The organism is Novosphingobium pokkalii, assembly GCF_014652855.1.
Taxonomy (GTDB): Bacteria; Pseudomonadota; Alphaproteobacteria; order Sphingomonadales; family Sphingomonadaceae; genus Novosphingobium; species Novosphingobium pokkalii.
Genome location: NZ_BMZP01000003.1, coordinates 319,949 through 331,793, shown reverse-complemented (window position 1 = coordinate 331,793; position 11,845 = coordinate 319,949). Strand labels below are relative to the sequence as shown.

The window sequence follows — 11,845 nt, the reverse complement described above, 5'->3', positions numbered from 1 at the left end:
TGCGATCCCCGATCGGAATTGCTGCGGTGGCCACGCTGGTGATGTGGCTGCCATGGTTGGGTTTTAGCGAAGTCTCGGGCCACATGTATTGGAGCACGGCGTTCCGTTACGTGACGCGGCCTGCGGCGAAGTCCGTCGTGGTTGTATCGGTCGATGGCATGAGTGACGTCGATACCGAACAGGAAGCCAAGATCCTGGCCAGCGTTGCACGGCAGATGCCCCGCCGTGTCTTCGTCGATCTGCGTGTTCCTTACGGACTCGATGCCGCTGGAGACGCCAAGCTCAAGCGGGTTGTCCAAGGATTTGGCCGCGACCTGGCCTTCGTGGTGCGTGGCAGTGAAGCGAACCGGCGAGATCCGGGAGCCTTCAAGTTTCCGTCCAGGGAGATTTCGGCCGGTCATCCGATCTACCTGTCGACTTGGAACGACAACTTCATCCACGCCGTCGTGTCTGCGCCGTACACCGTTACGCTGGATGGCGTAACTTATCCGACGCTGTCGGTCGCTTTGGCTGGTGTTCAGCCGCGGCCATCGGGCAATTACTTCCCAGACTTCACGATCGATCCGGAGAGCATTCCGCGCATTGCCGCCAGCACTCTGTTGGAATCCGGTGCTCCGGCGGGCACCTTGTCGGGACGCACGGTTATCGTGACTTCGTCCTCCGGCGTGACGCCGGTGCGATATTTTGGGCATCACATTAGCCCCCCTGTCGCGCACGACATCGCCGGTGCCGAGGCACTCAAGCGTCCGCTCAATGTTGATCTCACGGTCTTCCCTCTGTTCATCCTGACAGTGCTGTCGCTGGTTGTCGCGCACCGCTTGACAGGCCGGTCGAGCAAGACTCTGATCTACGCACTGGTCGTGTTCATCAATCTCTTCCTGCCGATCACGGCGCGCTTCATTGGTCTGGTATTCCAGCCGGACCTGGCACTGATGGTTTTGGTCATCTACGGCTCGATCCGTCTCTGGCAGAAACGCACCCGTCGTATTCAGCAGACCAGTGTCTCGGGACTCCCCAATTTCATCGCGCTTTCTGCTACACCACTTGAAGTGGGGCGTGACGTTATCGTGGCCGTCGTGGGCCGCTACGAAGAAATACTGGCGACGTTGCCCCAGGAACTGCACAGTGAATGTGCCAGCCAGATTGCCCGCCGCCTGTCTGTCGGTTCGGGTGCCTGCCAAATCTACCACAGCGATGGCGGGCATTTCGCGTGGGCCGAGGAAGCCCGGCCGCTGGATGTCCAGATCAGTCATCTCGAAGGCCTGCGCGCGCTGTTTTCAGCGCCGCTGCATATCGGGCACCATACGTTCGACACCAACATTCACTTCGGCCTCGATCGTAACGAGGGTGTCGACACGCTGACTCGCGTGAACTCGGCGCTTGCCAGCGCCAACGAGGCATTGGGGCATGGGCGGGCGGTAGAAGTCTTTGAAGCCGAACGCCTGGCAGATGCGCCTTGGGAATTGTCTCTGCATGCTCGCATCGACGAAGGCCTGCGCAATGGCGACATCTGGTTGGCATTCCAGCCGCAGTGGGACTATCGCACCGGACGCATCTCTGGTGCAGAGGCACTGATCCGTTGGAACCATCCCACGCGCGGCTTCATCGCCCCTGACGCCTTCATCCTGCAAGCAGAGCGGGCAGGGCGCATCGATGCCTTGACCTATTGGGTGCTGGAGGAGGCAATCACGGCGGCCCAGGCGGTGAACGCACTGGGGCAGCGATTCCAGATGAGCATCAACCTTTCCGGGCAGATGGTCGACAAGCCCGATCTGGTAGAGAACTTCCGTGAGATCGTGACGCGGCGCGGTATCGATCCAGGTCTTCTGACGATCGAGATCACCGAGACGTCTGGCTTGAACAACCGCGCGGACGCGGTGCGTAACTTGTCACGGCTGCGCGATCTTGGCTTCCGCCTCTCGATCGACGATTTTGGTACGGGCGAGGCCAGCCTTGCATATCTCGCTGACCTGCCGAGTGACGAACTCAAGATCGATCGCCGATTCGTTTCGCGATTGCTGACCAGCGATCGGGACCGTGCCATCATTACCAGCACGATCGGCTTGGCGCATGCCTTGGGCCAGGCCGTGGTTGCCGAGGGCATCGAGGATGAAGCGACGTTTCAGCTTCTGGCTGCCCTTGGATGCGATCATGCCCAAGGGTATTATCTGAGCAAGCCGCAACCATTCGACGTCATGTTCCGGGATTACCAGGCCCGACTTGGCCGCCACAGCAAAGCTGTATGATGTCTATCCCGCACGATCATGGTGGCCGTCCATGTTCGTGGATCGGCGGCGCTTGGTCTTCGTCTGAATCGTAAAAACGACCGCTAGAGGTCTTAAGGGCAACCCCGCTTCGGCAATCAGAGCGGGTCATTGCCCTGCGTCATTTTACCGAACGATTTTATGGCCTTGGGTGTTCCGAAACGGGACGCATCCCCGCGCTTCACCCGAATTTGCAATTGTTTACTTCTTGTTAACCACAGAGCTTAGTGATATTTGGAGGCCTCTAACCGTGGATGGAGGTTTTCATGCTGCTTCGTATCCTGTTCGGCTACTAAGAGCCGGAGCTAATCATGCCAGCCAGCCTATTTGCGATGGTTGGCGTGATGAAAGCTATAAAAAGCAAAAGCCCGCGATGAATAATCGCGGGCTTTCGTGTTTTGCGAATCTGTCGGTTTTCGGAAGCGAGTTGCTACTCTTCGCCATGACCCAGGGCGAGATAGTCTTGGCTCTGCATTTCCATCAGGCGGCTGACTGTGCGTTCGAATTCGAATCTTCCATCGCCTGATTCGTAAAGGTTAACGGGCTCAGCATCGGCCGTGGCGATCAGCTTGACCTTCCGTTCGTACAAGGCATCGATCAACGTCACGAACCGGGCTGCCTCGTTGCGCTGTTCGGGGCCGAGGCGCGGGATGCCGACGATGATCACCGTGTGGTAGGCATGCGCGATGGCGAGGTAGTCTGCGGCGCCGCGCGGTTGGGCGCAGAGGCGCTTGAAGCTGAACACGCCGACGCCCTTGAGGCTTTTGGGCACGTGCAGCCTGCGCCCGCCGCCCAGATCGAGGTCCGCGCTCGGCACGTGCTCGCTGTCTTCCGGCGCAAAGTCGGTCATGCGGAAGAATGCTTCGCGTACGGCTTCCGTGGCGGCCGGGCCATTGGGCACGTGCCAGGTGCCCACGCCCTGGAGCCGTTCCAGGCGGTAATCGACCGGGCCGTTGAGCGCGAGCACGTCGAGCCGTTGTTCGACCAGGGCGATGAACGGCAGGAAATGCTCGCGGTTCAGCCCGTTCTTGTAAAGCTCGTAAGGCGCGCGGTTGCTGGTGGTGACGACCACGACCTGGTGCTCGACGATCAGCGCCGTGAACAGGCGGCTCATGATCATGGCATCGGCGCTGTTGTTGACGACCATTTCGTCGAAGCACAGCACGCGGCATTCCGCCGCGATGCTGGCGGCCACCGGCACGATCGGATCGCCGCTCTCGCTCTTGCGCGCCTCGCGCAGGCGGGCGTGAACGTCGAGCATGAAGGCGTGGAAGTGGGCGCGGCGCTTGGCCGTGACGGCCAGATTGTCGTGGAACAGGTCCATCAGCATCGACTTGCCGCGTCCGACGCCCCCCCACATGTACAGCCCGCGCGGCGCTGGCGGCGCCTTGGAGCCGAACAGGCGGCCGATCAGGCCGGGCGCGGCCGGCGGGTTTTCCAGTTCCTGCTGCAACTGGTCGAGCCGCGCGGCGGCGGCGGCCTGCTCGCGATCGGGGCGCAACTCGCCCGAGGCGACGAGCTGCGCATAGCGCTGGGTAATGCGGGTCATGCGAAGGGAAACAATCCTGCAAAATGCGAAACGCCGGCCGGGTGGAGCCGGCCGGCGTTCGGGAAACGACGCGAAAAGAGGCCGGGCGCGCGCGTCAGATGGCGCGTTCGGCCTGCATCTTCTTGATTTCGGCAATCGCGCGCGCCGGCGAGAGGCCCTTGGGGCACACGTTGGCGCAGTTCATGATGGTGTGGCAGCGATAGAGGCGGAAGGGATCTTCCAGCTCGTCGAGACGCTCACCGGTCATTTCGTCGCGGCTGTCGGCCAGCCAGCGATAGGCCTGGAGCAGGATCGCCGGGCCCAGGAACTTGTCGGAATTCCACCAGTAGCTGGGGCACGAGGTCGAGCAGCAGGCGCAGAGGATGCACTCGTAGAGACCATCGAGCTTTTCACGCTGTTCCGGGCTTTGCAGGCGTTCCTTGCCCGAAGGGGTGGGCGAGACGGTCTGCAACCAGGGGCGGATCGAGGCATACTGCGCATAGAAGTGGGTGAAATCGGGAACGAGATCCTTGATCACTTCCATGTGCGGCAGCGGGGTGATGCGGATCTCGCCCTTGAGATCCTCGATCGCGGTGGTGCAGGCGAGGCCATTGCGGCCATTGATGTTCATCGCGCACGAGCCGCAGATGCCTTCACGGCACGACCGGCGGAAAGTCAGCGTCGGGTCCTGCTCACCCTTCATCTTGATCAGTGCGTCGAGCACCATCGGGCCGCACTGTTCGAGATCGATCTCGAACGTGTCGTAGCGCGGGTTTTCGCCGCTGTCGGGATCATAGCGATAGACCTTGAACTTCTTGATCTTGCCGTTGGTGGCGGCGGCGTGATGGCGCGCCTTGCCGGTGATCGTGGAGTTCTTGGGGAGCGTGAAAGTCGCCATAAAACCGGGTCCTGCTGCACTGGCCGCTGGCCGGCAAGGCCAGGTCGGCTTCAACGAGTCGTCCTTAGCGCAAACGCAGCATGGGGCAAGCGGAGAGTGCCATGTCTGCCCCATGGTATAGGCGCTATTGCCAGCATCCGCACGGACATGGGCTGGGCGGTCAAGCCTGCTGCCCCTGCGAAGGTGGCGTTTTTGATCACGCCGTTCCCGATCAATCCGATCCACCGTGGTGGTATTTCGCGCAACGCGGGATGGACTGTTGCGCGCAGTATGCAATACATTGATATCGTTTGGATACGGGGGCGAAATGAAGAACCGCGGTGGAAGCGCGTCGGGGCGCGGGCAGGGCTGGCTGCGGGCTGCCGCCTGCGCCATGGCGGGAATGATGGCTGTCTCTCCGGCTCTGGGGCAATCGGCGGCGCCCGCGACGGCCGGCGCGCAGAATGGAGCGACGAACGGGGCAGGCGGACAGGCGGCCATGGGGCAGCCGGGCGTTCCCGCGGCCTTGCCGGGCTCGGATGCCTTTGCCCAGATTCCGTTCTTTGCCGATGGCGCACTCTCGCCCGATGGCACCCGCATCGCGGGCAAGTTCGGGATCGGTGGCACCCAGGTGATCGGCATCCGCAACCTGTTCGACACCACGGAAAAGCCGGTGCAACTCGCCGTGCCGGACCAGACCGAAGCGGACTGGGTGCACTGGGTTGGCAACGACTATGTGCTGGTCAAGCTGCGCGCGCTGGTGCCGCTGGGCCAGGGCGATCGCGGCTATGTCACGCGGCTGATTGCGATCGAGCGGGCGACCGGCAAAGTCACGCGCATCCTGTGGAACCTGGGGGGGCAGAACGCCTCTGACGTGCTGTGGACGGCCCGCGACGGCGCGCCGGAAATCCTCGTTTCCGCACAGCATTCGATGTACCTTGACGAAGGCTTCTTTCCCACCGTGCACCGGATCAACCTGGCGACCGGACGCGGGCGGGAAGTGCAAAGCGCGCGTGATGGCGTGATGGACTGGCAGGCCGATGGCAACGGCGTGGTGCGCAGCGGCGTGTCCTACACCAAGTCCGGCCGCCTGGCGCAACTGGTCTATCGCGGGGCGGACCCGGACCAGCCGCTGCGCACCATCGACAAGGCCAACAGCAAGGCGCACGAAGCGCTGCTGGACCCTCTGCTGTTCGAGCCTGGCACCGACAACGCCATTGCCACGTTCACCAGCGACGAAGGGCGCGACCAGCTCTTCGAAGTGAACATGCTGACGCAGCAGACCGGCCGCATGCTGTTCGAGGCGCCGGCCGGGACGGAAATCGACCACGTGGTTATGTCGCAGGATCGCTCAGCGGTGCTGGGCGTGGCGACCAGCGATGCGCCCAGCCGCGTACACTGGCTCGATCCCGAAATGGCGGAAATCCAGGCCGCGTTCGACAAGTCCGTCGCCAAGCAGGGGGTGACGGTGGAGATTTCCAGCCTGAGCGCGGATCGCAGCGCGATGCTGGTGACGCTGGCACGGCCGGATAGCCCGGGGGCGCTCTATTACTTCAGCGTGGCCAATGGCACGATGCAGCGCATCGCGGTGTTCAACGACCAGCTCAAGCAGGTGCCGGTCTCGCCGGTAAAGATCGTGCGTTACAAGGCGCGCGACGGCCTGGAGATCGAAGCGGTGATGACCGTGCCAAAGGGGCGCGAGGCACACGACCTACCCGTGGTGATGCTGCCGCACGGCGGCCCCTGGGCGCAGGACGTGGCAAGCTGGGACTATCTGGCGCAGTACATCGCCAGCCGCGGCTATCTGGTGATCCAACCCAATTTCCGCGGTTCAACCGGCTATGGCACCGCATTCCGCCGCAAGGGCGAGGGGCAGATGGGCCTGGCCATGCAGGACGATATTTCCGACGGCCTGGCCTGGGCCGCCGCGCAAGGCTTGGCCGATCCCAAGCGCGCCTGCATCGTGGGCGCGTCGTATGGCGGCTATGCCACGATGTGGGGGCTGGCCAAGGATCCGGGGCTCTATCGGTGCGGCGTCTCGATTTCCGGCGTGGCCAGCTTGCGGCGCGAAGTGAACGATTTCGGCGGCTTCTACATGCAAGGGAAGTTTTCCGATGACTGGAAGGAAATGACGCCCGATTTCGCCGCTGTCTCCCCGCTCAACGCGGTGGACCGGATCACCGCGCCGCTCCTTTTGATCCATGGTCGCAAGGATGTGACCGTGGCGGTGGGGCAGTCCGATGCCATGGCCAGCCGGATGCGCGCGGCGGGCAAGACGGTGGACTATGTCAGTCTGCCCAAGGCGGACCACTATTTCACCCGCCTGGAAGACCGCAAGGCGATGCTTGATGCGATCGGCGCCTGGTTGGCCAAGTACAACCCGTCGTGACAGCGGTCATCCGGCCGTGGCGTGGCGGGCTTCGGCCCGCTGCTTGACCACGGCCAGAACGTTGTCCTGGATATCGCCGAGCAGCAGTTCGCCCCACCAGCGGGCGTAGAAGTTCACGTGCGTCATCGCCACGTAGTTGGTACGCAAGGTCAGCCGCGTGGTGCCATCGGGCAGCGGGGTGAGGCGATAGTCGCCGGTGTCGATCTTGAGCAGCGGTCCATCAGGCGCGATGTGTTCGTCGGTATGATGCTGCAAGGTGCTGTTGGTGAAGGCAAAGCGCCAGGCCAGGCGCCGGCCCGTCTGCCAATCGGTGACGCGCTCCTGGAAATCGATGCCTTCGCTCCAATAGGCGGTCCGCTCACCGCCGACGCCGGGGCGATCGAGCACTGTGGCGCGGGGGCGGGGCAGGCCCAGCACGCTTTGCGAGAAGGTCCAGCGGCCTTCATTGTTGCCGATATGGGCATTGCTGACGGCATAGGGCCAGATTTCCGACGGGCTGGCGTGGACGATCACCGAGCGGGTCAGCGTCACCGTCTCATGCGGCACCGGCATCTGGCTTTCGATCGAGCCGGCAAACAGGGGGAGGAACAGCAGGGAGGCATGGAAGCGGGCCGCATCATTGCGCCGCCGGCGCATGCGGCGCACGGTGAACGCGCCGATCAGCCCGCAGATCAGCCAGATCGGGGACAACATGACCAGGCAGATGATGCCTTCCCCCAGAAACGCGGCCGAGCCGATGATCACCAGGCCGACGAGAATCGGCGGCACGCTGAGATAGAAATTGGACGACCGCGTGCCCGCTGGATCACCGACATAGCAGATCAGTGCACAGAGATAGGCCGGGAGCACGGCCAGGAACCACAGGCTGGCAAAGGCTTCGTTGCCCGCGCGGCTGGCGCTCATCAGCAGATAGACGCTCAATGCGATGACCAGGGCCAGCGAAAAGCCGGCCACGATCCGGCCCTTGAGCGCGGGGGGCGGGGCGGGATCGTCTTCCGGGTAGCGGGCCATGGTTTGGGACCTTTCGTAAATTCAGGCATTTCTGAAACGACAGAAATTGGTTTTGCTGCGAACCCTGGACCAAGGCTCCGCCGCCTTGGTCCAGGGCCGGGAAGGATGGTCAGGTCTGGTCGGTCTTGCTGCCGCCCCGGCCGCTGACGAAGCGGAGCAGGCCGACGACTTTGGCGCCCATGCGGATCAGCGTCATGATCTGCGCCGGGGGCACCTGGAGCATCTGCTGGTACCAGCCATCGACGGTGGTGACGAATTCGTGCATCGTCACCAGGCGCTGGCGAACCTTGGCGCTGATCCGGGGATCGTCGATATCCTGCATCGCGGCACCGATCGCGGCGACCATCGGGTCGATCTCGCGCGCCTTGCGCCCCTGCGCGACTTTCGTGGCCATCTGCCACAGGTCGGCCTCGGCCTCGTAGTGATCGCGCCGGTCACCCAGCACGGGCACGCGGTGGATGAGTTTCCACGCCAGCAGTTCCTTGAGGCTGTTCGAGACATTGGAACGCGCCATGCCGAGCTTGGCGGCGATATCCTCGGCGGTCAGCGGGCGCTCCGAAAGAAACAGCAGCGCCTGTATCTGCGCCACCGAGCGGTTGACACCCCATTGCGTGCCCATGTCGCCCCAGCGCAGCACGAACTGTTCCACCGAGGGGGGAAGGGACTCAGGACTGTCGGCAATTTCTGTCATGACAGAAATATCTGTCATTGGCGTGATGGAGTCAAGCGTCTGGACACGGCAAAGCCGATGCCGTGTCGGCCTTTGCCGTAAAGGACCGAGCGACTGCGGTTGAAACGAGAAAGACCCGCCATCGCAGGACGATGGCGGGTCTTTTTGTCAGGCCTCGCGAGGCCGGTTGTCAGGCACCAAACGTGCGCTGCCACCAGCCACGACGCGGGGCCGTGTTGTCGTCACCCTCTGCGGCGGCGTCTTCGCCGGCATCAGCGGGGGCCGGAGCAGGGGCTGCTTCCGCAACCGGGGCTTCCGGTGCAAGCGCGGCTTCTGCCGGCGCTTCGACCACCTTCTTCTTGCGGACGCGCTTGGGCTTGGCCGGAGCGGCCTCTTCGACCGGCGCTTCCGGCGCGGGCGCGGCGACGGCGGCTTCGGCCGGAGCCTCGACCACCTTCTTCTTGCGCACGCGCTTGGGCTTGGCCGGAGCGGCGTCTTCGACCGGCGCTTCGGGCGCAGCAACCTCTGCTTCAGCAGCGGGCGCTTCTGCCGGCGCTTCGACCACCTTCTTCTTGCGGACGCGCTTGGGCTTTGCCGGAGCAACCTCTTCGGCGGCCGGGGCCGCTTCCACCGGAGCTTCGACCACCGGTGCCGGCTCTGACGCAGCGACGGGCGCTTCGATCGCTTCTGCCGGAGCGGGGGCGTCCTCGCTCACCGCTTGCGCTTCGCCATCTTCGGCCTGACCCTCTGCGACATCGTCGCGCTGGCCACCGCGACGGCGGCGGTTGCGGCGGCGGCGCTTGCGCGGGCCACGATCGTCGTCGGCATCGGCCTGGCCGTCCACGGTCGCTTCTTCGTCGGCAGCGTCGGCTTCGGCGGCCTCGTCGGCACTGCCTTCGGCGTCATGACCTTCGCCATCGTCGGTGTCGAACTCGTCACCAGCTTCGCTGTTGCCGTTTTCGTCGCGACGGTCGCGGTTGCGGCCACGACGACGCTTGCGGCGCTTGCGGCGGCCATTGCCGTCGCCCTCGCTGCGGCCTTCGCGGCTTTCCTCGCGCTCGCGGCGTTCCTCGACGATTTCTTCTTCTTCGTCGTAGGTGTCCTCGATCACATCGTCTTCTTCAGGCTCGACGATGGGTTCGAAGCGGGGCACGAATTCCGGCTTGGGCCCGCGGGAGGCGACGCGCATCTTGGCGCCTTCGTTTTCGCCTTCGGGGATCACTTCCACGTTCACGCCATAGCGCATCTCGATCTCGGCGAGATCGGCGCGCTTGGCATTGAGCACGTAGATCGCCGCTTCCTGGCTGGCATAGAGCGTGATGACGCTGCCCTTGCCCTTGGCGGCTTCGTCCTCGATCATGCGCAGCGCGGAGAGGCCGGCGGACGATGCGGTGCGGACCAGGCCCGAACCATCGCAGTGCGGGCAGGCGCGGGTGGTGGCTTCCAGTACGCCGGTGCGCAGGCGCTGGCGGCTCATTTCCATCAGGCCGAAGCCGGAAATGCGGCCGACCTGGATGCGCGCGCGGTCGTCCTTGAGCGCGTCCTTCATCGCCTTCTCGACCTTGCGGATGTTCGATCCGTATTCCATGTCGATGAAGTCGATCACGACGAGGCCGGCCATGTCGCGCAGGCGCAACTGGCGGGCGATTTCGCGCGCGGCTTCCAGATTGGTGGCCACGGCGGTCTGCTCGATGCCGTGCTCCTTGGTGGAGCGGCCCGAGTTGATGTCGATCGAAACCAGCGCTTCGGTCGGGTTGATCACCAGGTAGCCGCCCGACTTGAGCTGCACCACGGGATCATACATCGCCGAAAGCTGGTCTTCGGCGCCATAGCGCTGGAACAGCGGGACCGGATCGGCATACTGGCGCACCCGCTTGGCGTGGCTGGGCATCAGCAGCTTCATGAAGTCCTTGGCGGCGCGATAGCCCGCTTCGCCTTCGACGACCACTTCCTCGATATCGCGGTTGTAGATGTCGCGGATCGCGCGCTTGATCAGGTCGCTGTCGGAATGGATCAGCGCCGGGGCGGACGAGCGCATCGTGCTTTCGCGGATCTCGTCCCACAGGCGAGCGAGATAGTCGAAGTCGCGCTTGATTTCCGGCTTGGTGCGCTGGAGGCCCGCAGTGCGGACGATGCAGCTCATCGAGCGGGGCAGTTCCATTTCGGCGATGATCTGCTTCAGCCGCTTGCGGTCGGAGGCCGAGCTGATCTTGCGGCTGATACCGCCGCCATGGCTGGAATTGGGCATGAGCACGCAATAGCGGCCGGCCAGGCTGAGATAGGTGGTGAGCGCCGCGCCCTTGTTGCCGCGTTCTTCCTTGACGACCTGGACCAGCAGCACCTGGCGGCGCTGGATCACGTCCTGGATCTTGTAGCGGCGGCGCAGGGCCATGCGCTTAGCGCGCAGTTCTTCGGCTTCCTTGCTCTGGCCACGGCCCTGGCGGCGCGGACGGCGCTGGCGACGGCCGCCTTCGCCCTGGGCTTCCTCGCCCTCTTCGGCGTCATGGTCGAAACCGTTTTCGACCACGCCGCCCTCGATCGTGGCGACCTGGTCCTTTTCCGAGGTGTCCACCTCGGTCACGCCTTCGGCGTCGTCGTAGCCGCCTTCGTAGTCGGCGCCGCCTTCGTAATCCTCGTCGTCACCGTCTTCGGCGGCGCGCAGGGCGGCTTCTTCCTCGGCGTGCGCAGCCTCTTCGGCCAGCAGCGCTTCGCGATCTTCCTTGGGAATCTGGTAGTAATCCGGGTGGATTTCGCTGAACGCCAGGAAGCCGTGGCGGTTGCCACCGAAATCCACGAAAGCCGCCTGGAGCGACGGCTCTACGCGGGTGACCTTGGCGAGGTAGATATTGCCCTTGATCTGCTTGTGATCGGCAGATTCAAAGTCGAATTCTTCAATACGGTTGCCCTTGAGCACAGCCACCCGGGTTTCTTCCTGGTGGCGCGCATCGATCAGCATGCGCTGGGTCATTCCATTGTCTCCAGCCGCGCGGCCACGGGTCGGTGCCCGGGAAATCGGCGCGGTTTCTTGTGGTGGTGCAAGGGCCTGGCGTGCGCCCGCGATCCTGGTGAGGAACGCGGACGGGCCGAAGGCGCCTTGCAAATGCGG

At 63.9% G+C, this 11,845-nt stretch carries 7 protein-coding genes; 2 read left to right on the top strand and 5 right to left on the bottom strand.

The window, feature by feature from the left end:
• Positions 1–26: 26 nt before the first annotated feature.
• A complete protein-coding gene (locus IE191_RS21005; protein ID WP_229815116.1) occupies positions 27–2,246 on the top strand; it encodes an EAL domain-containing protein in 2,220 nt (739 codons plus the stop codon).
• Positions 2,247–2,694: 448 nt separating this feature from the next.
• Here IE191_RS21005 and zapE read toward each other — a convergent pair whose 3' ends face one another.
• Positions 2,695–3,813 (bottom strand): cell division protein ZapE, encoded by a 1,119-nt coding sequence (gene zapE / locus IE191_RS05120; RefSeq protein ID WP_191323272.1) that lies wholly within the window; start codon positions 3,811–3,813, stop codon positions 2,695–2,697.
• Positions 3,814–3,907: 94 nt separating this feature from the next.
• Entirely contained in the window at positions 3,908–4,690 is a 783-nt protein-coding gene (locus IE191_RS05115; RefSeq protein ID WP_191323271.1) for a succinate dehydrogenase iron-sulfur subunit, read from the bottom strand.
• Positions 4,691–4,997: 307 nt separating this feature from the next.
• Between IE191_RS05115 and IE191_RS05110 the strand changes: the two genes are divergently transcribed.
• Positions 4,998–7,058 carry an alpha/beta hydrolase family protein gene (locus IE191_RS05110; RefSeq protein ID WP_191323270.1) on the top strand — a complete coding sequence of 687 codons (2,061 nt, stop codon included), beginning with the start codon at positions 4,998–5,000 and terminating at the stop codon, positions 7,056–7,058.
• A gap of 6 nt (positions 7,059–7,064) precedes the next feature.
• Here the strand turns inward: IE191_RS05110 and IE191_RS05105 are convergent, their stop codons facing one another.
• The 3 genes from IE191_RS05105 to IE191_RS05095 form a co-directional block, all read right to left on the bottom strand.
• On the bottom strand, positions 7,065–8,069 hold the full coding sequence (locus IE191_RS05105; RefSeq protein WP_191323269.1) for an SRPBCC family protein: 1,005 nt from the start codon (positions 8,067–8,069) through the stop codon (positions 7,065–7,067).
• 109 nt (positions 8,070–8,178) lie between these two features.
• A complete protein-coding gene (locus tag IE191_RS05100) occupies positions 8,179–8,760 on the bottom strand; it encodes a GbsR/MarR family transcriptional regulator (RefSeq protein ID WP_191323268.1) in 582 nt (193 codons plus the stop codon).
• Positions 8,761–8,929: 169 nt separating this feature from the next.
• Positions 8,930–11,707 carry an Rne/Rng family ribonuclease gene (locus tag IE191_RS05095; RefSeq protein ID WP_191323267.1) on the bottom strand — a complete coding sequence of 926 codons (2,778 nt, stop codon included), beginning with the start codon at positions 11,705–11,707 and terminating at the stop codon, positions 8,930–8,932.
• Positions 11,708–11,845: the final 138 nt, after the last annotated feature.

What these genes read in the sequence shown, in the direction of transcription:
- IE191_RS05115 (WP_191323271.1), bottom strand. Translation starts at nt 4,690, where the DNA reads ATGGCGACTTTCACGCTCCCCAAGAACTCCACGATCACCGGCAAGGCG.
- zapE (WP_191323272.1), bottom strand. Translation starts at nt 3,813, where the DNA reads ATGACCCGCATTACCCAGCGCTATGCGCAGCTCGTCGCCTCGGGCGAG.
- IE191_RS05110 (WP_191323270.1), top strand. Translation starts at nt 4,998, where the DNA reads ATGAAGAACCGCGGTGGAAGCGCGTCGGGGCGCGGGCAGGGCTGGCTG.
- IE191_RS05105 (WP_191323269.1), bottom strand. Translation starts at nt 8,069, where the DNA reads ATGGCCCGCTACCCGGAAGACGATCCCGCCCCGCCCCCCGCGCTCAAG.
- IE191_RS05100 (WP_191323268.1), bottom strand. Translation starts at nt 8,760, where the DNA reads ATGACAGAAATTGCCGACAGTCCTGAGTCCCTTCCCCCCTCGGTGGAA.
- IE191_RS05095 (WP_191323267.1), bottom strand. Translation starts at nt 11,707, where the DNA reads ATGACCCAGCGCATGCTGATCGATGCGCGCCACCAGGAAGAAACCCGG.